The 23,937-nt window shown below is 58.7% G+C and carries 23 protein-coding genes; 5 read left to right on the top strand and 18 right to left on the bottom strand.

The window, feature by feature from the left end:
• Positions 1 to 63 precede the first annotated feature (63 nt).
• Together BN3544_RS01850 and BN3544_RS01845 are read left to right on the top strand one after the other, a co-directional pair.
• A complete protein-coding gene (locus BN3544_RS01850; protein ID WP_019429655.1) occupies positions 64 to 798 on the top strand; it encodes an aspartate/glutamate racemase family protein in 735 nt (244 codons plus the stop codon).
• Between the two features lie 8 nt (positions 799 to 806).
• Positions 807 to 1,601: a hypothetical protein gene (locus BN3544_RS01845; protein ID WP_019429656.1), complete on the top strand. Its 795-nt coding sequence runs from the start codon at positions 807 to 809 to the stop codon at positions 1,599 to 1,601.
• Positions 1,602 to 1,641: 40 nt separating this feature from the next.
• Here BN3544_RS01845 and BN3544_RS01840 read toward each other — a convergent pair whose 3' ends face one another.
• Both BN3544_RS01840 and BN3544_RS01835 read right to left on the bottom strand, forming a co-directional pair.
• Positions 1,642 to 2,448 (bottom strand): ABC transporter permease, encoded by an 807-nt coding sequence (locus BN3544_RS01840; RefSeq protein ID WP_019429657.1) that lies wholly within the window; start codon positions 2,446 to 2,448, stop codon positions 1,642 to 1,644.
• A 3-nt stretch (positions 2,449 to 2,451) separates the two neighbouring features.
• A complete protein-coding gene (locus BN3544_RS01835; protein ID WP_019429658.1) occupies positions 2,452 to 3,381 on the bottom strand; it encodes an ATP-binding cassette domain-containing protein in 930 nt (309 codons plus the stop codon).
• Positions 3,382 to 3,473: 92 nt separating this feature from the next.
• Here BN3544_RS01835 and asd point away from each other — a divergent pair, with 92 nt between their 5' ends.
• A complete protein-coding gene (gene asd, locus BN3544_RS01830; RefSeq protein ID WP_019429659.1) occupies positions 3,474 to 4,331 on the top strand; it encodes an archaetidylserine decarboxylase in 858 nt (285 codons plus the stop codon).
• 9 nt (positions 4,332 to 4,340) lie between these two features.
• Here asd and BN3544_RS01825 read toward each other — a convergent pair whose 3' ends face one another.
• The 12 genes from BN3544_RS01825 to BN3544_RS01770 all read right to left on the bottom strand — a co-directional run bounded on the left by BN3544_RS01825 (position 4,341) and on the right by BN3544_RS01770 (position 18,870).
• Complete coding sequence (locus BN3544_RS01825; RefSeq protein ID WP_026036592.1) at positions 4,341 to 5,501, bottom strand: DUF1501 domain-containing protein; 1,161 nt, start codon at positions 5,499 to 5,501, stop codon at positions 4,341 to 4,343.
• 5 nt (positions 5,502 to 5,506) lie between these two features.
• Positions 5,507 to 6,988 (bottom strand): DUF1800 family protein, encoded by a 1,482-nt coding sequence (locus tag BN3544_RS01820; protein WP_019429661.1) that lies wholly within the window; start codon positions 6,986 to 6,988, stop codon positions 5,507 to 5,509.
• A 78-nt stretch (positions 6,989 to 7,066) separates the two neighbouring features.
• On the bottom strand, positions 7,067 to 8,935 hold the full coding sequence (locus BN3544_RS01815; protein WP_026036593.1) for a potassium transporter Kup: 1,869 nt from the start codon (positions 8,933 to 8,935) through the stop codon (positions 7,067 to 7,069).
• Positions 8,936 to 9,047: 112 nt separating this feature from the next.
• Complete coding sequence (gshA, locus tag BN3544_RS01810; protein ID WP_026036594.1) at positions 9,048 to 10,343, bottom strand: glutamate--cysteine ligase; 1,296 nt, start codon at positions 10,341 to 10,343, stop codon at positions 9,048 to 9,050.
• Between the two features lie 125 nt (positions 10,344 to 10,468).
• The gene (locus BN3544_RS01805) at positions 10,469 to 11,749 is read right to left on the bottom strand and encodes a glutamate-5-semialdehyde dehydrogenase (protein WP_019429664.1); all 1,281 of its coding nucleotides are present in this window, start codon (positions 11,747 to 11,749) and stop codon (positions 10,469 to 10,471) included.
• Positions 11,750 to 11,966: 217 nt separating this feature from the next.
• Complete coding sequence (holA, locus tag BN3544_RS01800; protein ID WP_019429665.1) at positions 11,967 to 13,019, bottom strand: DNA polymerase III subunit delta; 1,053 nt, start codon at positions 13,017 to 13,019, stop codon at positions 11,967 to 11,969.
• Between the two features lie 8 nt (positions 13,020 to 13,027).
• The gene (gene lptE, locus BN3544_RS01795) at positions 13,028 to 13,561 is read right to left on the bottom strand and encodes an LPS-assembly lipoprotein LptE (protein WP_019429666.1); all 534 of its coding nucleotides are present in this window, start codon (positions 13,559 to 13,561) and stop codon (positions 13,028 to 13,030) included.
• An 11-nt stretch (positions 13,562 to 13,572) separates the two neighbouring features.
• The gene (gene leuS, locus BN3544_RS01790) at positions 13,573 to 16,320 is read right to left on the bottom strand and encodes a leucine--tRNA ligase (protein ID WP_019429667.1); all 2,748 of its coding nucleotides are present in this window, start codon (positions 16,318 to 16,320) and stop codon (positions 13,573 to 13,575) included.
• 39 nt (positions 16,321 to 16,359) lie between these two features.
• The gene (locus BN3544_RS01785; RefSeq protein WP_019429668.1) at positions 16,360 to 16,788 is read right to left on the bottom strand and encodes an ExbD/TolR family protein; all 429 of its coding nucleotides are present in this window, start codon (positions 16,786 to 16,788) and stop codon (positions 16,360 to 16,362) included.
• A gap of 3 nt (positions 16,789 to 16,791) precedes the next feature.
• Positions 16,792 to 17,436, bottom strand: coding sequence for a MotA/TolQ/ExbB proton channel family protein (locus BN3544_RS01780; RefSeq protein ID WP_019429669.1), 645 nt, complete (start codon positions 17,434 to 17,436; stop codon positions 16,792 to 16,794).
• A gap of 19 nt (positions 17,437 to 17,455) precedes the next feature.
• On the bottom strand, positions 17,456 to 18,271 hold the full coding sequence (dapB, locus tag BN3544_RS01775; RefSeq protein ID WP_019429670.1) for a 4-hydroxy-tetrahydrodipicolinate reductase: 816 nt from the start codon (positions 18,269 to 18,271) through the stop codon (positions 17,456 to 17,458).
• Between the two features lie 59 nt (positions 18,272 to 18,330).
• On the bottom strand, positions 18,331 to 18,870 hold the full coding sequence (locus tag BN3544_RS01770) for an outer membrane protein assembly factor BamE (RefSeq protein WP_019429671.1): 540 nt from the start codon (positions 18,868 to 18,870) through the stop codon (positions 18,331 to 18,333).
• A gap of 85 nt (positions 18,871 to 18,955) precedes the next feature.
• On the opposite strand from BN3544_RS01770, the gene fur reads away from it, so the two are divergent.
• On the top strand, positions 18,956 to 19,384 hold the full coding sequence (fur, locus tag BN3544_RS01765; protein WP_019429672.1) for a ferric iron uptake transcriptional regulator: 429 nt from the start codon (positions 18,956 to 18,958) through the stop codon (positions 19,382 to 19,384).
• Between the two features lie 15 nt (positions 19,385 to 19,399).
• Here the strand turns inward: fur and hprK are convergent, their stop codons facing one another.
• The 4 genes from hprK to BN3544_RS01745 all read right to left on the bottom strand — a co-directional run bounded on the left by hprK (position 19,400) and on the right by BN3544_RS01745 (position 22,731).
• Positions 19,400 to 20,341, bottom strand: a complete 942-nt coding sequence (gene hprK / locus BN3544_RS01760) for an HPr(Ser) kinase/phosphatase (protein WP_019429673.1) — start codon at positions 20,339 to 20,341, stop codon at positions 19,400 to 19,402.
• Positions 20,342 to 20,366: 25 nt separating this feature from the next.
• Positions 20,367 to 20,834 (bottom strand): PTS sugar transporter subunit IIA, encoded by a 468-nt coding sequence (locus tag BN3544_RS01755; protein WP_026036596.1) that lies wholly within the window; start codon positions 20,832 to 20,834, stop codon positions 20,367 to 20,369.
• Between the two features lie 156 nt (positions 20,835 to 20,990).
• Entirely contained in the window at positions 20,991 to 21,320 is a 330-nt protein-coding gene (hpf, locus tag BN3544_RS01750; RefSeq protein ID WP_019429675.1) for a ribosome hibernation-promoting factor, HPF/YfiA family, read from the bottom strand.
• A 190-nt stretch (positions 21,321 to 21,510) separates the two neighbouring features.
• Positions 21,511 to 22,731, bottom strand: coding sequence for an MFS transporter (locus BN3544_RS01745; RefSeq protein ID WP_019429676.1), 1,221 nt, complete (start codon positions 22,729 to 22,731; stop codon positions 21,511 to 21,513).
• Between the two features lie 213 nt (positions 22,732 to 22,944).
• Between BN3544_RS01745 and corA the strand changes: the two genes are divergently transcribed.
• Positions 22,945 to 23,931 carry a magnesium/cobalt transporter CorA gene (corA, locus tag BN3544_RS01740; RefSeq protein WP_026036597.1) on the top strand — a complete coding sequence of 329 codons (987 nt, stop codon included), beginning with the start codon at positions 22,945 to 22,947 and terminating at the stop codon, positions 23,929 to 23,931.
• Positions 23,932 to 23,937: the final 6 nt, after the last annotated feature.

The following is a 23,937-nucleotide window of genomic DNA, read 5'->3' as shown; positions in this document are numbered from 1 at the left end:
TATCGAGGATGTCGCCTTGTCGTTTCTACCCGCTAACATTCAGTGCTTTTTGGGAGTTCATCCATGCACATCGGCATGATCGTTGGCATTGGCCCTGCTGCCACGGACTATTACTATCGGCAACTGATTGCGACCATGGCCAAAGCAGGTGTGGATTTGCAACTCACGATGGCCCATGCTGACACGCCCTCACTGCTGCGCCATCAAGCAGCGGGCGACCAGTCTGCACAAGTGGCTATTTACATGGAACTGGCCAAACGCTTAAAACAGTGCGGTGCAGAAATGATCGCCGTGACGTCGATCGCCGGACATTTTTGCATTGAGGCTTTCAAAAAAATTTCTCCAATCCCAGTCATCGATCTTCTTGAAACAGTCAAGGCAGAGGTTGATCGCCGAGGCTTAAAAAGAGTAGGCTTACTGGGCACGCGCGTGGTCATGGAGTCGCAGTTTTACGGCGTGCTCAATGGCGTCCAAGTGCTTGCACCAACCTCCAAGTTGACGCAAGTGCACGAGGCCTACGTGTCCATGGCAAGCCAAGGCGTGGCGACAGAACAGCATCGCGCGGTATTTCTGAGCGCCGCCAATGCCTTGATAGACGAAGAAGGCTGCGAATCCATCCTGCTGGCAGGTACCGATCTGGCACTGGTTTTCAATAAAAATTCCGACCCGGGCTTTCCATTTTTGGATTGCGCTGAAGTGCATGCTGCGGACATTGCAAAATACGCCATGAAGGCTACTACGCCATTCACTGACTCCCGCGTCTTTCATGCGCCTGGCGTTCACAGCGCCAATATTTGAGATTTTTAATGCAAGAAGCCTACGTTAGCCATGGCCCATGGTGGCCACCTTTCGACGTCTCTGCACTGTCATGGATATCCAAATCATTGATGGTCTACGGCGCATTGATGTGGCTGGCCTGCGGGCTGACTTACCTCTTTTCGCTGAGCGATGTGCGGACCCTGCGCGAGGTGGGCATCTGGGTCAAGCCCATGAAATTCATGGCGGCCACCGCCTTGTTTGTCTGGACCACCGTGTGGGTTGCCGAACTGGCTAACTCAGCCATCACGCAGGGGCAGGCATACCTGGGCGTTTGCGCATTGATCGTGCTCACATCACTTTTCGAGGTGGTGTACATCACCTACCAGGCGTCCCAAGGGGCTGCATCCCACTACAACACCAGCGATTCTTGGCATGCCTTCATGTTTGGTCTGATGGGCTTTGCGGCAGTCGGACTGACTTCATCTCAAGCCTGGTTGGCTTGGGAAATATGGGCAGCACGGGGCGCTACCCCACTCACAGTGACGGCATGGGCCGTCATCGTTGGATTGGTGCTGACCTTCGTGCTTTCCACGATCAGCGGATTCATGTTGGGAGGACACCAGCCCCCTGCAGGGTCAGGCCTGCCTATTGTCGGCTGGCATCTTGACAGGGATATTCGCCCATCCCATTTCTTGGGTGTACACGCCCAGCAATTTATACCGCTGTGGGGGTTGTTCACAGAACGGTTCATGGGGACGTATTCGTCACAAGCTTTGACTGCGGGGTCGTGTCTGTATGTGGTGCTCTGGGGTTATTTGACCTGGGCAAGCGTCAGTCACTGAAACCACGTTAAATCTAAAAACCTCATTCGGCCTTAGCTATTCAACTCCTGAACCGCTTCCTCGTCAGCGCCAGCGCCACCCAAAAGGACACCACCGCAAACCCCGCCAGCACCAGCACATGGCGCAGCGGCTGGTCGGGCCAGTGGTCCATGAAGAGGGGGCGCACCAAATCCACCGCCACCGACAGCGGCAGCCAATCGGCGATCACACGCACAAAGCCGGGCAGTTGTTCACGCGGGAAAAAGATGCCCGAAAGGAACATCATGGGCGTGAGGAACAAGGTGAAGTAATAGGTGAAGAAGTCGTAGCCTTTGGCCAGTGCGTTGAAGATCAGCGCCATGCAGCTGAAGGTGATGCCCACGCCCAACAGCACGGGCCAGGCCACCAGCAGCTTCCAGCTGTGGCTGATGCCCAAAGCGAGCATCACGCCCAATATGGCGGTGACGGTGAACAGCGCCTTGAAGGCGGCCCACAGCATTTCGGCCAGCACCACGTCATCAAGCCGCACTGGGGCGTTCATGATGCCGTCCCAGGTTTTTTGCACATGCATGCGCGAGAAGGCCGAGTACAGCGCCTCAAAGGTGGCCGCGTTCATGGCGCTCATGCAGATGCTGCCGCTGGCCAAATACAGGATGTAGGGCACTTTCTCGCCCCCCAGTTCAATTTGCCCGACCAGCGAACCCAGGCCATAGCCAAAGGCCACCAGCCACATCAGCGGCTCGGCGATGTTGCCCACCAGGCTGGGGATGGCCAGTTTTTTCCAGACCAACCAGTTGCGCAGAAATACAGGCCACCAGCGCATGGACAGTTGGGGCGCGGCCCAGATGTTGTTTTGAATCTGACTCATGGCTCAACCTTCTTCGCGGATTTGGCGTCCGGTCAATTTCAAGAACAGGTCTTCCAAATTGGAAGGACGGTGCAGCGTGCGCAGCGCAGGCCAGGCTTGCAAGGCCGCCAGCAGCGAACGGCTGTCGTGGGTGTAGAAGAACACGGTTTCGCCGCTGACTTCGATGCGGCCCGCCAGCGCTTTGAGGTCGGCTTCTTGCGCCAGCGCCACCGCGCCTTGGCCAAACACCTCGACCACTTCGGGCTCCAGGTGCTCGGCGATCAGGTCGCGAGGTTTGCCTTCGGCGATCTTGCGGCCTTGGTCCAGCACCAACAGGCGTGAACACAGGCGTTCGGCCTCGTCCATGAAATGCGTGGTGAGCAAGATGGATTTGCCTTCTTGCAGCAGCACTTGCAGGCGTTCCCACATGAGGTGCCGCGCCTGCGGGTCCAGGCCGGTGGTGGGCTCGTCCAGCATGAGCAGTTGCGGGTGGTTGATGAGGGCGCGGGCCAGGCTCAGGCGTCGCTTCATGCCGCCCGACAATTCGCCGGGTTTGGCTTTGGCTTTATGGGTGAGCGCGGCAAACTCCAGCAGCTGCGGAATGCGCTCGCGGATGGTGGCGTCGGGCAGGCCAAAGTAGCGGCCAAAGACCAGCAGGTTTTCTTCCGATGTGAAGTCAGGGTCCAGCGTGTCCATCTGCGCGACCACGCCCAGCTGCGACTTGATGGCCAGCGCGTCGCGCGGCATTTGCTGGCCGCCAAAGTAGACGATGTCGCCGCCATCGGGCTGCGACAAGCCTAGGCACATGCGCAGTGTGGTGGTTTTGCCAGCCCCGTTGGGGCCGATCACACCCAGGCATTCGCCGGGGTTGATGTGGAAAGACAGGTCATTGACCACGGTGGCGTCGCCGTAGCGCTTGACCAAATGATCGACCGAAAGCAAAGGGGTGTTCATGCTGGGATTGTGCCTGCTGCCCCACGGGGAAACCCGTGGCCATCGCCCGATAAAATCAAGGCCTTCTCTTGAACCGCCCTGGCGGCCTCTTCATGTCCCCTTCTTTTTCTGACCGCTTGGCGGTCTTGCCGCAATACCTGATTCCCAAACAAGCCCTGACCGCTTTTGCGGGTTGGGTGGCGGGCAGCCAGTGGGGGGGCACGACCACCCGCATCATCGACTGGTTCGTCAAGCGCTACAACGTGAACATGGCCGAAGCGGCCAACCCCGACACAACCAGCTACAAAAGCTTCAACGAATTTTTCACCCGCCCGCTCCAAGCCAGCGCACGCCCATTGGCGGCGGCGGCTTTTGTCAGCCCGGTTGACGGGGCCATCAGCCAGTGCGGCCCCATCGCGGGCGATCTGGTGTTTCAGGCCAAAGGCCACAGCTACAGCACGCAAGCGCTGGTGGGCGGTGACGCGGCCTTGGCGGCGCAGTTTCAAGATGGCGAATTTGCCACCCTTTACCTGAGCCCCCGCGACTACCACCGCATCCACATGCCTTGCGCGGGCCGCTTGACGCGCATGATTTATGTGCCCGGCGATTTGTTTTCGGTCAACCCGACCACGGCGCGCGGCGTGCCCGGCCTGTTTGCGCGCAATGAACGGGTGGTGTGTGTGTTTGAAGGCGAGCACGGCCCCTTTGTGATGGTGCTGGTGGGCGCGACCATTGTGGGCAGCATGGCCACGGTGTGGCACGGGGTGGTCAACCCACCGCGTCCAGGCACGGTGCGCGAATGGGCTTATGAAATGGGCAACATCAGCCTGGCGCAGGGCGAAGAGATGGGCCGCTTTTTGCTCGGCTCTACCGTGGTGATGTTGTTCCCCCAAGGCGTGATGCAGTTCAACAAGGACTGGACGCCCACCCGCCCGATCGTGATGGGCGAGGCGATGGGCTTGTTGGATTAATCGGGGGGTTTAAATCAGCAGGCCGTTCAATGCGGCATGGGGCTTGTGCGCAATGACCTGCTGCTGAATGGCAGCAGGGGTGACCTCAAACACCCGCTCAATCACTTTCGCATAGACCGCCGCCACATCGATCGTTGGCGGCAGGTCGCGGCCTTCAAACAATTGGTCTTTGTGCAGGCCACGCCAATCGGCATAGACCTTCGAGCGACCAATCAAACCGCCCGCCAGCATGCAGCAAGTGCCCACGCCATGGTCTGTGCCTGTGGTGCCGTTTTCAGCCGCTGTTCGGCCAAACTCGGTCACGGTCACCACCAGGGCATTGGCCCACATGGGCCCCATCGCGGCTTGAAAGTTCTGGACCAATTGATCGACCTTAAGCAATTGGTCAGCGTGCCCGCCTTGATCGGCACCCTGGCTGGCGTGCGTGTCAAACCCGTGTGTGAAATCGATGAGGCCCACACGGGGGCCCTGTGGTTGACTCATTTCTTGTCCGGCCAGGCGGCCCAGCTCTGGCAAAGAACGTGCGCTGGAGAAATCCTGTCGATTCATGGCACTTTGCCGCTGGGTTGCCGCCTCGGCTCGGATGATGGACGCATAGGGTGACATCAGTCCGTCTTTCGACCACAAAGCTTCCAGAGAGTCTGCGACGGTCGGCGTCAAGGGAGGCATCCAGTTGGGAAATTTCGTGGAAGATTCTGGGTTGCCCCGGAGAATCAAAGGCATGGGTATTGAAATCGAAACGCCGCCTGCCACCCGCGCCACCTGCATCGCCCGACCCAGCCATCCTGACGCCGAGGTGTAGGGCTTTAGCATGCCCGATTGCATCACGTCCTGCCCCTCGAAATGCGACCGCCCGGCATAAGTAAAGCCGGTGCTGTGAACCACCGCCAGTTGCTCTTGACCCCACAACTGGTGCAGGTGCTTGAGCGATGGGTGCAGGCCAAACGAGCCATCCAGCCGCAAACTGTTCTGGACCGCGATGGTGGGCCGAATGGCGGCGTAGTTTGCATCGCCGATAGGCGGAACAGCGGCCAATCCGTCCATGCCACCTCGCAGCAGCACGACCAGCAGCCGGGGTGCAGTGGCAGCGCCATTGGCCCACGCAGACGGGATGCCTGCAAAACTCAGTGCAGCCGCACCAGCACCTTTCAACCATTGTCTTCTTTGCATGGTGATCAACTCCAAAGCAGTGTGGGGCTGGCGTGGAACAAGGTGTGTGCAGAGCGCACATCGCCTTTGGCTATGACGTTTTGAATCAAAGCGAGCTCTGGGTTGTCAGGTGAGAAATGCTTTTCGCACAATTGATTCAGGGTTTGACGGGGTTGTGCCGCCTGTTGCAACCAATCCCTGGTGACCACTGACATGAAGCGCACCCGACGGTCCAGCATTTCCTTGGAGATCCAGTCGCTCGACCGAATAGGCCACCCGTTGGGTTGTGGGCAACGTGGCAATGGTTGCCCCAAGTCGCCCAAAACATTTTGAGTTTTGAGACCGCCTCGGTCATCCAACGGAGCTGTTCTGGGTGGGGTAACGCCCATCAAATTCCAGGTCTGTAAAAGCCATGTTTCTGGCGACAAAAATTTGCGCGTGGTCTCCAAGTGCGCCCAACACATCTCGAGCACGGCATCGTGAACGGCAGGCAGATGCCCTTTGGTTTGCAAGAAAACTTGCTCAACGTGGCGAATCGCCGCAGCAGGTGGGTCGTCGTCAAGAAAATAAACACACATCTTCCGGGCCAAATGCCTTGCCGTTGCCGGATGGACGGCCAAGTCAGCAATCAAATCTTCCAACTTGGCTGATGGGCGGAACACGGCCGAGTAGGTTTTTCCCATCACCACTTGAGAGCCCGGTTCATGGTGATTGAAATCAAAAAATGTACCCAGCGGGACTCCAGCCTTGTGGTGCTTGTCTGGCCGCATGTCGCGCCACCCGGTCAATATCAGGGTGACCGCCTCCACATCTTTTTGGGTATAGCCGCTCTCTGGGCTCAATGTGAACAGTTCCAACAGTTCACGCCCCAGGTTTTCGTTGATGCTGTGGGTGGTCCATTTTTCGCGAGCAGCACGCGAACGGGGCCCCGTGTTGGTGTTGTTGTCCAGATAGACCAACATGCCGGGATGGGTCGTGGCATGCCAAAGCAGGGCCTGAAAGTCCCCCGTCATTTTTTCTCGCAGACTGCGTTGGAAAGGCCCCACCAAAGTGTCGTTGTTCTGGTTGCCTGGCGCCACCATGAAGTGGTTGGACCAAAAATGCCAAAACCTTTCAAAGACAGGTGCTTGGCCATACAAGGCGGTGGTCGCGCGGGCTTGGACTTCTTTCCAGTGCTCCATCTGCCAATAGGGTGTCCCAATATCGCGCTTGCGCTCGGCTTCGTACTGCTCTTTGGACATGCGCTTGGCCTTGTCAAAAGATTCGGCTTCGAGTCGACGGTGCTTTTCAAACGCCTGCATCACATCGTCCATGCGCCAAAGCAATTGGACCCAATCGGGCAGATCGGTGCGCCGTGTGCCATCCCGCTCCAGAATGTCCATCGGTGGCACACGTTTCAACTGGGCTTTTGCCCATGCCAAAGGGTCATCCGGCATGGCTGCATCGTGCGGCAGGCCAAACGCCACACGTCGCGTGAATTGATGGGCTAAATGCAAAGACCGCTGCATGGCACTCCCCTCTTGTATTCAACACGGCGGTGCTTGGGGTATCCACACACCGCACACCGCCAAGGCCGCTGCTTGCGCTCAAATTTCGATTTTTGAGCCCAATTCGACCACGGCATTGGTGGGTAGGTTCAAAAACTCGGCTGCTGCGCTGGCGTTGTGGTGCATCTGGGCAAAGAGTTTTTCGCGCCACGTGGCCATGCCGCCACCAATGGTAGGAATCACGATATCGCGTGACAGGAAATAACTGGTCATCATCGGGTCGAGCTTGCAGCCCTCGCCCTCGATGGCAGACAGGGCCGATGGCAAATCAGGGTTGTCCTTGAAGCCGTAATTGACAATCACCTGCCAGCAGTCGTGGCCCAGCGACTCAATTTCGAGGCGTTTGCCTGCTTCCATGCGCGGAATTTCGTGGCTGCGCACCGTGACAAACAGGTTTTGCGCGTGCAGCACCTTGTTGTGTTTGAGGTTGTGCAGCAGCGCGTTGGGCACCGCACCTGTTTCGGCCGTCAAAAACACGGCTGTGCCTTCCACGCGGGTGGGCGGCGCGATGAAAACCGCTTCCAGAAAATCGTTCAGCTTCAGCGCATCCGAACGCAAGGAGTCGTTGAGCAAGCGGCGGCCATCGTGCCAGGTCAGCATGAGGGTGAAAACCGCCGCACCAATGAGCAAGGGGAACCAGCCGCCGTCAAACAGCTTGAGCAGGTTGGACGCCCAAAACGCCAGATCGACCACAAAAAAGAAACCCGTCGCACCGATGCACAGCGCCAATGGCAGCTTCCAGGCGTAACGGATCACAAAGAAGGTGAGCACCGTGGTGATCAGCATGTCGGTGCACACGGCGATGCCGTAGGCCGCCGCCAGGTTGCTGGACGACTTGAACATGATCACCGCCAAAACGATGGCCACAAACAGGCCCCAGTTCACAAAGGGCATGTAGATTTGGCCCGTGTCTGTTTCGCTGGTGTGCATGACCTGCAAGCGTGGCAAATACCCCAGCTGAATCACTTGTTTGGTCACGCTGAAAGCGCCTGAAATCAATGCCTGCGAGGCGATGACCGTGGCCATGGTGGCCAAGCCGACCAGCGGCACCAGCGCCCAGTCAGGGGCCATCATGTAAAACGGATTTTTCACGGCCTCGGGCTCAGACAGCAACAAGGCACCTTGACCAAAATAATTCAACACGAGACAGGGCATGACCACGCTGAACCAGGCCAGGCGGATCGGCTTTTTGCCAAAGTGGCCCATGTCGGCATACAAGGCCTCGCCGCCTGTGACGCACAAGACCACCGCACCCAAGATGATGAACGTGGTGCCCGGCTCGTGCCACATGAAGCTCAAGGCGTAATGCGGGCTGATGGCGAACAGGATTTCAGGGCGCTGAACAATGTGGGAGACCCCCAGCACCGCGATGGCGACAAACCAAACCAAGGTGATGGGGCCAAAGAACTTGCCGATGCCTGCCGTGCCGCGCTTTTGCACCCAAAACAGCAGGAACAGGATCACCAAGGTCAGCGGAATCACTGATTTTTTGAAGGCTGGCGAGATGATCTCCAGGCCTTCCACCGCCGAGAGCACCGAGATGGCCGGGGTGATGACGCCATCGCCATAAAACAGGCAGGTGCCAAAGATGCCGACCACCAGCAAGACTTTACGCAACTGGGGTCGGTCTTTGACCGATTGCGAGGCCAGCGCCAGCATGGCCACCAAACCGCCCTCACCATGGTTGTCGGCACGCAGCACCAACACCACGTACTTGACCGACACGATGGTGGTCAGGGTCCAGAAAAAGATTGAAAGAATGCCATAGACATTGCCCGGCGTGAAAGGCACATGGCCGGAGCCAAAAACCTCTTTCATCGCATACAGCACGCTGGTGCCGATGTCGCCATAAACCACGCCAATGGCGCCCAAAGTCAATGCGACGAGTGAAGAACGGTTGGAAGACACGGGCTAGGACCTGACCTGCGTCAAGCCGGATAAGAAACAAGTCGGCTATTTTGCGCCTGATTTCAGCCCCGTGTCACCGTCCTTTTGGGGATTTTGTTGCGGTGCAGCAACTTTAGTCGTAAACCTCGGCTTCGGGGTCGGTCGCTTCCAGCTCGTAACTGGCCGCCAGCATGGCCAAGCGGCCAATCACGCCATACATATAGAAGCGATTGGGCACGCTGGCACCCGGTTTGACGCCGGGCTGGGGCAAGTGCGGGGTATCGGCGAAGGCCAGTGGCACAAAACTGGCGCCGGGTGCATTCAGGTTCTCGTCCACACCGCGCTCGGCGTGCACGCGGTAAAAACCACCCACTACATAGCGGTCCATCATGTAGACCACCGGCTCGGCCACCGCGTCGTTGATGCGTTCGTTGGTCAGCACGCCCTCTTGGATGATCACATCATTCACGGTCTGGCCGTCCTTGATGACGTTCATCTTGTTGCGGGTCTTGCGGTTCAGAGCGTCCAGGTCGGCCACATCGCGCACGGTCATGATGCCCATGCCGTAAGTGCCGTTGTCGGCCTTGACCACCACAAACGGCTTCTCGTTGATGCCGTATTCCTTGTATTTGCGCTTGATTTTGGTCAGCAGCGCGTCCACGTTGCTGCGCAGGCATTCCATGCCCGTGCCTTCGGCAAAGTTCACGTCGCCGCACTGGCTGAACATCGGGTTGATGAGCCAGGGGTCGATGCCCAACAGCTTGCCAAAACGCTTGGCCACTTCTTCGTAGTTCTGAAAATGCTTGGTTTTGCGGCGCACGCTCCAGCCTGCGTGCAGCGGTGGCAGCAGGTATTGCTCGTGCAGGTCTTCCAGAATGCCCGGGGCACCCGCCGACAAGTCGTTGTTAAGCAAGATGGTGCAGGGATCGAAGTCTTTCAGGCCCAGACGGTGCTTGCTGCGCACCACCGGCTCCAAGGTGACGCTTTCGCCGTTGGGCAGCTCGATGGTGGTCGGTTCCTTGATCTCAGGGTTGATCGAGCCGATGCGCACGTTCAACCCCGCCATGTGAAAGATGCGCTGCAACTGCACCACATTCGTCAAATAAAAGGTGTTGCGCGTGTGGTTCTCGGGAATGATCAGCAGGTTTTTGGCCTCGGGGCAGATCTTTTCGATCGCTGCCTGGGCTGCCTGCACGGCCAAAGGCAGCATTTCAGGCGTCAGGTTGTTCCAGCCGCCGGGGTAAAGGTTGGTGTCCACCGGGGCCAGCTTGAAGCCCGCGTTGCGAATGTCAACCGAGGTGTAAAACGGCGGTGTGTGCTCCATCCATTCCAGACGAAACCAGCGTTCAATTGCGGGCATGGAGTCGAGGATGCGCTGCTCCAGCTCATTAATAGGGCCGGTCAGGGCAGTGACAAGATGGGGAACCATGGGCGACCTTTATGGGGCTGAAACGACAAAAACAAGATAATCATATGGGGCCAGTCAGCGCGTTTGCAAGCACTGACCCGACAGAAGCCAAGGGCATGTGAACCCGGCCACCCAAGACAAACAGATCAGGTGCGGACTTCGCCTTCACCCAACACCACATATTTGAGCGACGTCAGCCCTTCGATGCCGACCGGGCCCCGGGCGTGGAACTTGTCGGTGCTGATACCGATCTCGGCACCCAAACCAAACTCAAAACCATCGGCAAAACGGGTGCTGGTGTTGACCATGACGCTGGCCGAGTCCACCTCGCGCAAAAAGCGCTGGGCGTGCATGTGGTCACGCGTCAGGATGGCATCGGTGTGGTGACTGCTGTAGTGATTGATGTGGGCAATCGCCTCATCCACCCCGTCAACCACCTTGATGCTGATGATGGGTGCGAGGTATTCCTCGAACCAATCCTTCTCGGTGGCATCCTTCAATTGAGCGCCGTCAACTTGACTCAGAATGGCCTTGGCCTTGGGGCAGCAACGCATCTCGACGCCTTTGACAGCATAAATGGCACCGATTCTGGGCAAAAACTCGGCGGCCACGCCCTGTGCCACCAGCAAGCCTTCGCTGGCATTGCAGGGACTGTATTTGTTGGTTTTGGCGTTGTCAGCCACCTTAACGGCCATGTCGATGTCGCACGGATCGTCCACATAAGTGTGGCAATTGCCGTCCAGGTGCTTGATGACGGGCACCTTGGCCTCGGCGCTGATGCGCTCAATCAGGCCCTTACCGCCGCGTGGAATGATCACATCCACAAACTGTGGCATGGTGATCAGCTGGCCCACGGCGGCGCGGTCGGTGGTTTGCACCAGTTGCACCGCGTCGATGGGCAAACCGCTGTCGGTGAGCGCCTGCTGCACCAGCTTGGCCAAGGCCTTGTTCGACTCGATGGCTTCTGAGCCACCACGCAAGATGCAGGCGTTGCCGCTTTTGATAGACAGGCTGGCCGCTTCGATGGTCACATTCGGACGGCTTTCGAAGATCATGCCAAACACGCCAATCGGCACACGCATCTGGCCCACACGGATGCCGCTGGGCACTTGCTTCATGCCAATGATCTCGCCGATCACGTCGGGCATGGCCGCCAACTGCTCGCAGCCTTGCGCACAAGTTTCCAGCACTTTGGGCGTGAGTTTCAGGCGGTCCACCATCGGTTCGGCCAGCCCGGCAGCGCGGGCGCGCTCCAGGTCTTTGGCGTTGTCCAGCTGCAAAGCGTCGGTGTTCTCGCGCAACAAGGCAGCCAAATGGCGCAAAGCCTTGTTTTTGGTAGCAGCCGATGCCTTGGCCATCATGGCCGAAGCATTTTTGGCCTGTTGGCCCAATGCTTGGACGTGTGCGGCGGTGTTCAATTCAGTCATTCAAACATTTTCGCAGATGCGGACCGGGTTTTTGTGGGAGGCTGCCCCAGCGGCCGAATGGCTGTAATGGAACTGCACACATTCGCGAGCAAGGGGCTCGCGCTCAGTAGAGCCGTCACCCGCGACTCGATTGAGGGTCAATGCCTTCGGCCGTGATGGATACCCGGTCAAGCCGGGCATGACAAGGACAGGCCGGGCACGGCCGCGGCGGGCCGAATCAACGGACGATGCAAAAGCGCGAGAAGCGCATGGCCAGCCGCTGCAGTGCCTGCCAGCCGTCGGTGGGCCATTCAGGCACTTTCAGACCCTTGACGATGCCATCCACCTGGTGCGCCGCTTGCAGCAAGCCATTCAGACGGGCTTCGGTCATGCGGGGCAACACGCGTTCAAACAGGCGTTCACGCGGGCCCCACACACGCTGTTCGCGCAAGGCCAAGGGCATGGGCTTGCCGCTGGCGATGGCGTCTTTGACACGTTTCAAGGCGCGGATGTCTTCGGCCAGCGTGTAGTGCACCAACACAGCGGCCTCGCCTTCGGCCTGCAGACCGTCGAGCATGCGCTGCACCCGCGCCACCTGCCCCGACAACACGGCCTCTGATAACTTGAACACGTCGTAACGGGCCACATTGACCACCGCCGACGCCACCTGTTCCTGGCTGAGTTCGCCTGGCGGGTGGAGCAACCCGAGTTTTTGAATCTCTTGGTGTGCCGCCAGCAGGTTGCCTTCTACGCAGTCGGCAAAAAACTGCAAGGTGCGCTGACCTTCTTCGCCCGCCACCACGCGCTGGCCTTGCTGTTGCAGGCGCTGCGCGATCCATTGAGGCAAGGCAATGCGGTCAACTGGATCGACCTGAATCGAAACGCCCCCATTTTCCAGCGCGGCAAACCAAGCCCCTTTGCGGGTGGCCGCGTCCAGGCGCGGCAACAAAAACAAGGTCAAGGTCGTGTCATTGCCTTGGGCAGACAAGGCCAGTTGCTGAATGGCCGTGCTGCCTTCCTTGCCTGGCTTGCCAGAGGGCACGCGCACTTCCACGATTTGTTTGTCGGCAAACAGGCTGAGAGAGCCGCCTGCGGCCAGCACTTCGCTCCAGTCAAAATGCGCCCCCGAGACGGTGTGCACGCTGCGCTCGGTGTAGCCCTGGGCGCGGGCGGTGGCGCGAATGGCGTCGGCCGCCTCCTGGATCAGCAAGGCCTCGTCGCCATGCAAAACATACAGGCTGCGCAAGCCCTTTTGCAGGTGTGCCGCCAACTGTGGAAGAGCCAATTGCATGGGCGCGTTCAGGCAGGTTGCGGTGTATTGCGCGGCTTGACGGCCGACAAGCGGCGCATGATCTGCTGCACGATGTCGGTCTGCATGTCACGGTACAAAATGCCGATCTCGATTTCTTTGGACAGCGCCGCAGTTTCGTTAAAGCTCAAGTCACGTTGCTGAAACAACTCCACCGACTCGATCAACTCCACACCCTGTGGCGTGCGCAGGCGAAAGCGCACTCGCAGCCGCAATTGCAGCTCGCGCACTTGGCCTGTCGCGCTCACGCCCACGGCCACCTGCTGGCGCTCTTCGCTCAGAATGTCAAGAATCGCATCGGCCTTGAGCATCTGCTTGGGATCGGTCCCTAACTGAATACGGCCTGAGCCCAGTAAATTGCGGCGCAGTTCCACACCCAAAGGCGATGTGGTCGAGAAATTGGCATACAGGGTTTTGAACGCAAAGTCCTGGGCTTGCCGCAGCTGAAACCCACAGCCGGCGAGCCACACAGGCACGGTGCCCAAGCCCAAAGCGGTCAAAAAGAGTCGGCGTGAGGGTGTCATCGGGCGCGTTCTCAGATCACCACGTTGACCAAGCGGCCAGGCACCACGATGACCTTTTTGGGTGCAGCACCTTCGGCTTGCTTGACAAACGCCTCACTGGCCAGTGCGGCAGCTTCGATCTGCGCCTTGTCTGCCGCAGCAGGCACCAAGATGGCCCCACGCAACTTGCCGTTAATTTGCAGCATCAGCTCGATCTGATCGCGCTCAAGTGCCGACTCGTCCACGATGGGCCACGGAGCATCCAGCAACTCGCCCACGGCCTTGGCATAACCCAGCTGCTGCCAGACCTCGTCCGTGATGTGCGGGCAGGCAGGGTAGAGCATGCGCGTCAAAAGCGACACGCCTTCACACAGGGCGGCAGTGTCACCCGCGCTGCCATCGGGCTTGAAGTCTTCCAACGCGTTCAACAGCTTCATGCAACCGGACACCACGGTGTTGTATTGCATGCGCTCGTAGTCGTAGCCCACTTGCTTGAGCACCAGGTGCATTTCGCGGCGCAAGGTCTTCGCCGAATCGCCCAAAGCCGCTTGGCTCAGGTCCTGGCCCGAAGCGGTGCGCAGCAGCTCGTGGTGCTTGAACGCGAAGTTCCAGACCCGGCGCAAAAAGCGGTAGCTGCCCTCCACGGCCGAGTCATTCCACTCCAAAGTGACCTCGGGCGGCGCAGTGAACATGGTGTACAGACGCGCCGTATCAGCGCCGTATTTTTCGATCAGGTCTTGCGGGTCCACGCCGTTGTTTTTGGACTTGGACATGGTGCCCACGCCCTCGTAGTCGATGGCGGTGCCCACGGGCAACTTGCCATCGCCGCTGTCGGCTTCATTCTTGAGCTTGGCACCGACGACTTTGCCGGTGTCGTCGAGCACATGCTCCACGTCGTGCGGCCAGAAATAATCTTTGCCCCCTTTGGCGGTGCGGCGCGAATAGATGTGGTTGAGCACCATGCCCTGCGTCAGCAGTTTGGTGAAGGGCTCATCGACCTTGACCAACCCCAGATCACGCATGACCTTGGTCCAAAAGCGGGCATAAAGCAGGTGCAAGATCGCGTGCTCGATGCCGCCAATGTACTGGTCCATGCCGCTGCCGCCAGTGGCCTTGTGCTGGTCCCGCATCCAGTAGTCGGTGCCGCCAGCCACCATTTTTTCGGTGTTCTTCGGGTCGCAATAGCGCATGAAGTACCAAGACGAGTCCACAAAGGTGTCCATGGTGTCGGTCTCGCGGCGGGCGGGTTTGCCGCACACCGGGCAGGTCACGCCCGCGTGAAAACCTTCATGCTTGTGCAAGGGGTTGCCTGAGCCATCAGGGATGCAGTCTTGCGGCAAGACCACGGGCAGGTCTTTTTCGGGCACGGGCACGGCACCGTGCTCGTCGCAATGGATGATCGGGATCGGCGTGCCCCAATAGCGCTGGCGGCTCACGCCCCAGTCACGCAAACGCCAGGTGATTTTTTTCTCGCCCAGGCTCACCCCGTTGTGGGTTTTGGCAGCCAGCAGCTCGGCCACTTTGTTGACAGCGGCTTTTTGGGCCAGGCCGTCGAGTTCACCGGAGTTGACACACACACCGTCTTTGGTGGCATACCACTCGGACCATGCGGTCGCATCAAACACACGCGCGTCGGCTGAGGCAGCCGGCACCAAGCCCACGACCTGTCGAATCGGCAAGGCGTATTTCAAGGCAAACGCAAAATCACGCTCGTCATGCGCAGGCACGCCCATCACCGCACCGTCGCCGTAGCTGATCAGCACGTAGTTGCCCACCCACACCTCAACCTGCGCACCGGTCAATGGGTGCGTGACAAACAGGCCAGTGGCCATGCCCTTTTTCTCTTGCGTGGCCAGCTCGGCTTCGGTGGTGCCACCGCTCTTGCACTCTTCCAAAAACGCCGCCAACGCAGGGTTGCTTGCGGCCGCATGCAGCGCCAGCGGGTGCTCGGCCGCCACCGCGCAAAAGGTCACGCCCATGATGGTGTCAGCGCGGGTGGTGAAGACGTACATCTTGCCGTCGCCAATCAACTCGCCAGAGGCATCGCGGATGTCGTGGGGGAACGCAAAGCGCACGCCTTCGCTCTTGCCGATCCAGTTTTCCTGCATCAAGCGCACTTTGTCAGGCCAGCCGTTCAGCGTGGCCTTGTCGTTGCCGATCTGCACATGGTCCAGCAACTCTTGAGCGTAAGACGTGATGTTCAGGTAATAGCCCGGAATCTCACGCTTTTCAACCGGGGCACCGGTGCGCCAGCCTTTGCCGTCGATGACCTGTTCGTTGGCCAGCACGGTCTGGTCCACCGGGTCCCAGTTGACGACTTGGGTCTTGCGGTAAGCGATGCCTTTTTCGAGCATCTTGAGGAACAACCACTGGTTCCATTTGTAGTAGGTAGGGTCGCAGGTGGCCACTTCGCGCGACCAGTCCACCGCCAAACCCATCGCCTGCATCTGCTTTTTCATGTAAGCGATGTTTTCGTGCGTCCACTTGGCCGGCGGCACGCCGTTTTTCAAGGCCGCGTTTTCGGCAGGCAGGCCAAAAGCGTCCCAGCCCATGGGCATCAAGACGTTGTAGCCCTTCATGCGCAGGCTGCGCGTGAGCATGTCGTTGATGGTGTAGTTGCGCACATGGCCCATGTGCAGCTTGCCGCTGGGGTAGGGCAGCATGGAGCAGGCGTAGAACTTCTTTTTGCTTGCGTCTTCGGTGACGCGGTAGGCATCGCGGGCCGTCCAGCGGGACTGTGCTGCGGGTTCGACTTCGAGGTGGTTGTACTTGTCTTGCATAGCCTGCGATTGTAGAGGGGCGGTCTCCCCCGGAGAATGTCAGCGGGCGAGCGCTGGGGCTGTTTGCGCCACAAAACCGATGCGCGACAGACCGGCTTTTTGGGCCAAGCCCATGGCCTCGACCACCCGGCCATAAGGCACCGATTGGTCGGCGCGAAGTTCCAGCTCGGTTTGGGGGTTGTGCTTGGCCACCTCTGACAGGCGCTGACGCAGGGCTTCTGGCGTGATGGGTTTGTCGTTCAAAAACAAGGTGCCTTGGGCATCGACCACCAAAATCACGGCCAGCGGGGCAGCCCCGGCCTGAGTGCCCTCGCTTTGGGGCAGGTCCAGTCGAATGGCGCTGGTCATCAAGGGGGCGGTGAGGATGAAAATGACCAGCAAAACCAGCATCACGTCGACCATGGGGGTGACATTGATCTCGCTCATGGGGGCGGCCGGTTGGCGCGATTCCAGGCGACCGAAGGCCATGGCTCAGTCCTGTGGATCGGCCAGCAAGCCAAGCAGATCATGCGCAAAGCCTTCCAGGTCGGCCTCAATCTGGTTCACTTTTCGGCCCAACACGTTGTAGCCCAGCACCGCCGGGATGGCCACCGCCAAGCCTGCGGCGGTCATGATCAAGGCCTCGCCCACCGGGCCAGCGACTTTATCGATGGTCAGCTGCCCGGCTTCGGCCATGCCCGTCAAGGCATTGAAGATGCCCCAAACCGTGCCCAAAAGTCCGACAAAAGGCGAGATCGACCCTGCCGTGGCCAACCACACCTGGCCCCACTGCAAGCGCCGCAGCACGCCATGAAGGGCATCGCGCAACACCCGCGTCAGCTGGGGGCTGCGGTCTCCGGCCGTGGCCAGGGTGCCGCCCACGGGCAGCAAGGTCGCTTCGAGCAAGGGGGTGATGCAGGCATCGCGGTCAAACTGGACCACGCGCTGGCGGGCATCGTCAAAGGCGGTGGCTTGCCAAAACGCCGCGATGCTGCGGCGCATGTCCAGGCCAACACGCGACAGCAAGCGCCATTTCCAAACCATCACCACCCAGCTGCCCACCGACAAGACCAACAAGGCCAAGGCCAGCACGCGGCTGACGAGGTCGCTGTGCAGCAAAAAATCGTTGAGGCTCATGGCAATGGGCTTGGGGACGTCAGCGCAGGTTCAACACGTCAAACATGTCGAACAGGCCGCGCTGTTGAGTGGCCAAATAGCGCACGGCGCGCAGGCTGCCCTGAGCGTAGGTGGACCGACTGGAGGATTTGTGGGTCACTTCGATGCGTTCGCCAATGCCCGCGAACAACACCGTGTGATCGCCCACGATGTCGCCGCCCCGAATGGTGGCAAAACCGATACTCGACGGATCGCGCTCACCCGTGTGGCCGTAGCGCTCATAAACCGCGCAGTCTTTCAAGTCGCGCCCCATGGCTTCGGCGATAACTTCGCCCATTTTGAGGGCGGTACCCGATGGCGCGTCCACTTTGTGGCGGTGATGGGCTTCGATGATTTCGATGTCGTAGCCGGTCGACATGGCCTGCGCCGCCATTTGCAGCAGCTTGAGCGTGACGTTGACACCCACACTCATATTAGGGGCCATCACGATGGCAATGTCTTTGGCAATTTCAGCGATTTCGGCTTTTTGCTCGTCCGTGAAACCGGTGGTGCCGATCACGGCTTTGACACCCAGTTCTCGGCAAACCTTCAGGTGCGCCAAGGTACCTTCAGGGCGTGTGAAATCGATCAGACAAGCCGCATTCTTCAAGCCAGCATGCAAGTCCGACGTGACCAGAACGCCACTGGATTTGCCCAAAGGGGCTGCGGCATCCAGGCCCAGTGCAGGGCTGGCTGCGATGTCGAGCGCACCCGCCAAGTGGCAGTCGGCCGAGGCCATGATGGCTTCGATCAGCATATGCCCCATGCGGCCAGAAGCCCCGGCAACGGTGATGGGCAAATCGGTCAATTGAGTCATATCATGTTCAAAATGAAAGGGTCGCACGCCATCGGGCACAAGACCCGAACAGACACCCGTTAGCGGGGTGTTGGCTCCAAGGGAGGGTAACTGGCGGGCAACGGCGCTGCGCGCTCGGCACCGCCTTGTGCTTTTTGCACAGGGAACTTCTTCAGGTCTTCTTCGCTGGCCTGCAAGTTGGGCGCACTGGTGGCCTTGCGCTGAATGACCAAGCGCTCCACGAACTCGGCCTCACTGGGCAAGTCGCCCCCTTCAATAGATTGCAGCACATCGCCTTTGAAAAACACCGTGAGCTGGAAAGTCTGAGGAGGCACACCTTGACGGCGAATGCTGAAAGCATAGTCCCAGCGGTCTGCGTGAAAAAGACTGGTCACCAAGGGTGTGCCCAAAATGTCACGAACCTGTGCCCGCGCCATGCCCGGGGTCAGGGCCTGGCGCTGCTCTTTTGAAACGAAATTGCCTTGCACCACCTCTGGCACGTAAGGCTTGAACGTGTCGCCGGTGAAGCTGGCCATGCTTGCGCACCCCGCCAAACTGGCGCACACAAAGAGCATGGCCAGGCGGTTGCCTGTCAAGGGAAAAGTCAGGAAAGCTGTCATGGTTGAAGGCAGGCCGATATGATCGAGTCATTGTAGCGGCAGCTTCATGCCGGTACCGGTTTTGCATACCCAGATACCCTTGACCATGACCCAAATCGACGAACTGAAAAACAATGGTCTAAAAGCCACCCTGCCCCGCCTGAAAATTCTCGAAGTTTTTCAAAGCGGCGCACAGCGCCACATGACGGCTGAAGATGTGTTTCGCCAATTGCTGCTGGAAAATACGGACATTGGCTTGGCCACGGTGTATCGGGTTTTGACTCAATTTGAGCAAGCCGGCATTTTGAGCCGCAACCACTTCGAAAGCGGCAAAGCGGTTTATGAACTCAACGAAGGCCAGCACCATGACCATGTGGTGTGTCTGGACTGCGGTCGGGTTGAAGAGTTTTATGACCCGGAAATCGAGGCCCGACAGCAAGCCGTGGCCGAAGCCAAGGGTTTTGTGATCGCAGACCACGCTTTGAGTCTGTATGCGCACTGCACGCAAACCCCTTGTCCCCACCGTCAGCGTTGAGCTGAAGCGAGGCATTTACTCCATGGCTCGCCGCTGTCGATCGATAAAGTCCTGGTAGGTGTCAATACCGCGCATGTGCAAAATGGTGTTGCGCACTGCCGCCTCCACCAACACAGCGATGTTGCGACCCGCTACCACCTGAATCACGACTTTGCGCACCGGAATGCCCAGCACGTCCTGCACCAAGGGTTCTGAAGGCAAGCGTTCGTAGTCACGCTCAAGCGTTTCACGGCGCACCAAGTGAACAATGAGCTTCAGGCGCATCTTGCGGCGCACCGCCGTTTCACCAAAAATGGCCCGAATATCGAGCAAGCCAATGCCACGCACCTCCAGCAGGTTTTGCAACAAGTCAGGGCACCGCGCCTCAATGGTGGTCTGGTTGATGCGGTACAAATCAACGGCGTCGTCAGCAACCAAGCCATTGCCACGAGAAATCAGCTCCAAGCCCAATTCGCTCTTGCCCAGCCCAGACTCGCCTGTGATCAACACGCCCATGCCCAAAATGTCCATGAACACGCCGTGCATGGTGATGCGATCGGCAAAGTGCTTGGACAAATAAGCACGCAACACATCAATGACAAACGCCGACGACTGATCGGTCGAGAACATCGGAATCTGGGCACGTTCGCACATTGACAACAAGGCGTCAGGTGCAACCTGGCCATCGGCCAACACCAAGACAGGCGGCTCCAGCGTGACGATGCGTGCGATCCTGCGAGCGCAGTCTTCGGGCGTGTCATTGCTGAGGTAAGTCACCTCACGCGGACCCAGAATTTGAACCCGGTAAGGGTGAATGTAATTGAGGTAACCCACCAGATCTGCACCGGATCGGGCTTCGCGCACGGCGACTTCGTCAAACCTGCGCTCTGAGGCCCCCAAGCCAGCAACCCACTGCCACTTCAGCTTGCTGCGGTGGTCCTCGAACAAGACATCGGCGCTGATAACGGAAGGTTTCATCGCTAAAACACCGGCTTTCGCTCACTCAGGCGGTTTGGGCCGATTGCCACTGGGCAATCAGTTGGTGCAAGTTTTCCTGGACCGTGCTGTTCTTGATGTTTTCTCTAAGGGCTGTGTCACTCAGCAACTCGGCGATCTCTGACAGGATTTCCAAATGCTTTTGGGTAGCCGCCTCAGGGACCAGCAAGAAAATCAACAAGCTGACAGCTTGCTCATCGGGTGCATCAAAACCAATCGGCTGGGCCAACTGGAAGACGGCGGCCATGGGGGCTTTCAAGCCCTTGATACGGCCATGCGGAATGGCCACGCCGTGCCCTAAGCCTGTCGAGCCCAGTCGCTCACGGGCAAACAAGCTGTCGGTCACCAAAGCGCGGGAAAGCCCATGCAGGTTCTCAAAGAGAAGTCCGGCTTCTTCGAATGCGCGTTTCTTGCTGGTGGCTTCCACCCCGACAAGAACTTGGGCAACAGGCAATATGGAGGAGAGGCGATTCATGGTCGAGGCCGGATTATGCACCTTGCGCGAGCACCCCCGTCTTTAACGTGTCCGGCGGACTGTCAAGGGTCTTATGGCCTGGCAATGGCGGACACAGCACGGCCATGAAAAAGGGCCACTTGAAGTGGCCCCGCTTTGTACAAAAAACTAACCCGGTCACATCATGCGCTTGGGCGCACTGTGGTGGTGGTCGGTGATGCGGTCTTTGTGTTTGACCACTTGGCGGTCCAATTTGTCGACCAGTTCATCAACGGCGGCATACAAATCTTCGTGCGCGCTTTCTGCAAACAAGTCATTGCCTTTGACATGGATATTGCATTCTGCCCGCTGGCGTTTTTCTTTCTCTTTCTGCTTTTCGACAGTCAGCAGCACTTTGACATCGACCACCTGATCAAAATGTCGCGTGATGCGATCGAGCTTCCCCGTGACGTACTGACGCAAGGCCGGGGTCACTTCCAGATGGTGTCCGCTGATGGTTAAATTCATAGTCGTCGCCTCCATAGATGCAGGGTAGAAAAAGCCCCGCCGAAGCGGGACTCCGAAACCACCCTTTCGGGTGATTCAGCTCCACTATGCGCCGCCAAGAATTGAAAAGCAAGGCGCCACAAGGTAAACCCCGATTGGCCTGGACAATTGCCTCGAAACAGACTTTTCGGTGCTATCGTTCCAGTTGAACTCAATTCGAAGCGCTTGGTGCGCCATGCAAGCGCAAACGCCCAGCCAGCCAAGCACTGAGCAAACTGGCCACCACCCCCAACAAACCCGCCACCCAGTAAAACGTGAGGTGCCCCTGTTCATCACGCCCGATGATCAGGCCCGCCAGCAGGGCCGCCAAGCCCATGCCCGCCGACTGCACCGCCGAATTGAGGGTCATGAAGGTGCCGCGCAAACGAGGTTCCACCGCCGATGAAATCATCGCCATGCCAGGAATCATGCGTCCACTCATGACCGTGAAGAGCAAGGTCGATATCACCAGCAAGCCCCACAAGGGCAATCCCTGCGAAAGCGTGGTGGCCATCAATGGCACCGCCACAGCCAGCGCCAGGCGCTGGAACACCCGGACTTTGCCTACCCGGTCCGTCAATCGCCCAAAATAACGCGCACTCAGCAAGGTGGCTAGGCCGCCGCACAGGTAAATCCAGGGCACTTCAGCGGTTTGCATGCCGGCATTGGACTGCAAGTAAATGGTGATGTAAGGAATGACCGTAAAACCGGCGAACATCATCAAACCCGACACGCCGAAGGCTTTGAGGTGGTTGCCCTCGGACAGCACCTGCCCAATGCCACGCCAGACACCCGTCCGTTCTGGGTGATGCAGGTGTGCATCGAGCCGGGGCAAGGTTTGCCAAGCGCCGAGTGCCAATAGCCCCACCAGCAAGGCGATGCCAAAAAAGGGCGCATGCCAGCTCAAGTGCGCTGCCAAAAACAAGCCCAAAGGTACCCCCGCCACGGTGGACACAGAAAACGAAGTCATCACCACGCTCATGGCCCGGCCTCGGCGCTCGAAGGGCACAACATCGGCCACGATGGTCTGGGACAAGGCGGACAAAACACCGCCAAACAAGCCAGCAGCCACACGTGCCACCATCAACCCCAAATAGTCAGGGGCCAAGCCACAGGCCAGCGTAGCCAGCCCAAACAGCGTGTACATCACAAGCAGCAAGCGTTTGCGGCTGAAACGGTCTATGTACGTAGACGCCATTAGCCCGGACAGGCCTGCCGATAAGGTGTAGGCCGAAACCAACAAGCCAAACTGGGCATTGCTGATGCCGAACAGGGCCGTGAACTGCGGCCCCAGCGGCATCATGATCATGAAATCAAGAATATGGGTGAACTGGATGCCGGCCAGTGTAAAAAGCAGCCAGCGTTCACGCCGAGGGGTCAAATGGGGTGTCATGGAACAATGCAATAAAGTTGCCTGAATCTAACACTCCCCGCCCAACATCCGGTGCGATAATCCGCCGATTCATTCTGGAGACACATTGCCGTGGAAACTACCCCGAGTTGGTAGCTTTCGAACGACTTGAGCACCCTGCCCATTGTTCGAAAGCTGCAAAAACACTTCGCCGCCCCTTTGAACTTTTGGCACTTGGCCATTTTTGGATTCGCCATGCTCAACATCTTCACACTCGCCAACGGCCGCCTCTTTCAGGAAGAGATCGAGTCGCTGGAAGAACTCTCCCGCTTTCAGCCCATCTGGGTCGACCTTGAGTCGCCCACACTGGATGAAAAGCGCTGGATCAAACAGTACTTTGGACTGTCCATCCCGGAAGATGCGATGGACGAGGACATTGAGGAATCAGCCCGTTTCTACGAAGAAGACAACGGTGAGCTGCACATTCGCTCTGACTTTTTGATTGCAGACGAAGACGAGCCCCGCACCGTGCGCTGCGCCTTTATTTTGAACCAGCACAACGCCAACCTGAAAAGCCAAGGCGTACTGTTCTCTATCCACGACGAAGACGTGCCGGTGTTTCGCCTGCTGCGAATGCGGGCACGACGCGCCCCGGGCCTGATTGAAGACGCCAAAGAAGTGCTGCTCAAGCTGTTTGACGCCGACGCCGAATACTCGGCCGACACGCTGGAGGGCATTTACGACAAACTCGAAATCGCAGGCAAAAAAGTGTTGTCGGGCGATGTGACCGATGCCATGGCCGGAGAAGTGCTGGGCGCGATTGCCAGGCAAGAAGATTTGAATGGCCGCATCCGTCGCAATGTGATGGACACACGCCGCGCCGTGAGCTTCATGATGCGCTCCAAGATGCTCAACGCCGAGCAGTTTGAAGAAGCCCGCCAGATCCTGCGCGACATCGACTCGCTGGACTCACACACGGCCTTTTTGTTCGACAAGATCAATTTCTTGATGGACGCCACGGTCGGTTTCATCAACATCAACCAGAACAAGATCATCAAGATTTTCTCGGTGGCCAGCGTGGCCTTGCTGCCGCCCACCTTGATTGCCAGCCTGTACGGCATGAACTTCCAGTACATGCCCGAGCTGTCGCAAAAGTGGGGCTACCCCTACGCACTGACCCTGATGGTGGCCAGCGCCGTGGTGCCCATGTGGTATTTCCGACGTCGCGGCTGGCTCAAGTAAGCCGCC

Source organism: Limnohabitans sp. Rim47 (genome assembly GCF_001517545.1).
In the GTDB taxonomy this organism is placed as follows: domain Bacteria; phylum Pseudomonadota; class Gammaproteobacteria; order Burkholderiales; family Burkholderiaceae_C; genus Limnohabitans_A.
The sequence above is the reverse complement of the archived record's forward strand: the minus strand, read 5'-3'. Positions and strand labels throughout refer to the sequence as shown.

Bases quoted from the DNA above. Each gene is read 5' to 3' on its own strand.
- BN3544_RS01850 (WP_019429655.1), top strand. From the start codon at position 64: ATGCACATCGGCATGATCGTTGGCATTGGCCCTGCTGCCACGGACTAT.
- BN3544_RS01845 (WP_019429656.1), top strand. From the start codon at position 807: ATGCAAGAAGCCTACGTTAGCCATGGCCCATGGTGGCCACCTTTCGAC.
- BN3544_RS01840 (WP_019429657.1), bottom strand. From the start codon at position 2,448: ATGAGTCAGATTCAAAACAACATCTGGGCCGCGCCCCAACTGTCCATG.
- BN3544_RS01835 (WP_019429658.1), bottom strand. From the start codon at position 3,381: ATGAACACCCCTTTGCTTTCGGTCGATCATTTGGTCAAGCGCTACGGC.
- asd (WP_019429659.1), top strand. From the start codon at position 3,474: ATGTCCCCTTCTTTTTCTGACCGCTTGGCGGTCTTGCCGCAATACCTG.
- BN3544_RS01825 (WP_026036592.1), bottom strand. From the start codon at position 5,501: ATGCAAAGAAGACAATGGTTGAAAGGTGCTGGTGCGGCTGCACTGAGT.
- BN3544_RS01820 (WP_019429661.1), bottom strand. From the start codon at position 6,988: ATGCAGCGGTCTTTGCATTTAGCCCATCAATTCACGCGACGTGTGGCG.
- gshA (WP_026036594.1), bottom strand. From the start codon at position 10,343: ATGGTTCCCCATCTTGTCACTGCCCTGACCGGCCCTATTAATGAGCTG.
- BN3544_RS01805 (WP_019429664.1), bottom strand. From the start codon at position 11,749: ATGACTGAATTGAACACCGCCGCACACGTCCAAGCATTGGGCCAACAG.
- holA (WP_019429665.1), bottom strand. From the start codon at position 13,019: ATGCAATTGGCTCTTCCACAGTTGGCGGCACACCTGCAAAAGGGCTTG.
- lptE (WP_019429666.1), bottom strand. From the start codon at position 13,561: ATGACACCCTCACGCCGACTCTTTTTGACCGCTTTGGGCTTGGGCACC.
- leuS (WP_019429667.1), bottom strand. From the start codon at position 16,320: ATGCAAGACAAGTACAACCACCTCGAAGTCGAACCCGCAGCACAGTCC.
- BN3544_RS01785 (WP_019429668.1), bottom strand. From the start codon at position 16,788: ATGGCCTTCGGTCGCCTGGAATCGCGCCAACCGGCCGCCCCCATGAGC.
- BN3544_RS01780 (WP_019429669.1), bottom strand. From the start codon at position 17,436: ATGAGCCTCAACGATTTTTTGCTGCACAGCGACCTCGTCAGCCGCGTG.
- dapB (WP_019429670.1), bottom strand. From the start codon at position 18,271: ATGACTCAATTGACCGATTTGCCCATCACCGTTGCCGGGGCTTCTGGC.
- BN3544_RS01770 (WP_019429671.1), bottom strand. From the start codon at position 18,870: ATGACAGCTTTCCTGACTTTTCCCTTGACAGGCAACCGCCTGGCCATG.
- fur (WP_019429672.1), top strand. From the start codon at position 18,956: ATGACCCAAATCGACGAACTGAAAAACAATGGTCTAAAAGCCACCCTG.
- hprK (WP_019429673.1), bottom strand. From the start codon at position 20,341: ATGAAACCTTCCGTTATCAGCGCCGATGTCTTGTTCGAGGACCACCGC.
- BN3544_RS01755 (WP_026036596.1), bottom strand. From the start codon at position 20,834: ATGAATCGCCTCTCCTCCATATTGCCTGTTGCCCAAGTTCTTGTCGGG.
- hpf (WP_019429675.1), bottom strand. From the start codon at position 21,320: ATGAATTTAACCATCAGCGGACACCATCTGGAAGTGACCCCGGCCTTG.
- BN3544_RS01745 (WP_019429676.1), bottom strand. From the start codon at position 22,731: ATGACACCCCATTTGACCCCTCGGCGTGAACGCTGGCTGCTTTTTACA.
- corA (WP_026036597.1), top strand. From the start codon at position 22,945: ATGCTCAACATCTTCACACTCGCCAACGGCCGCCTCTTTCAGGAAGAG.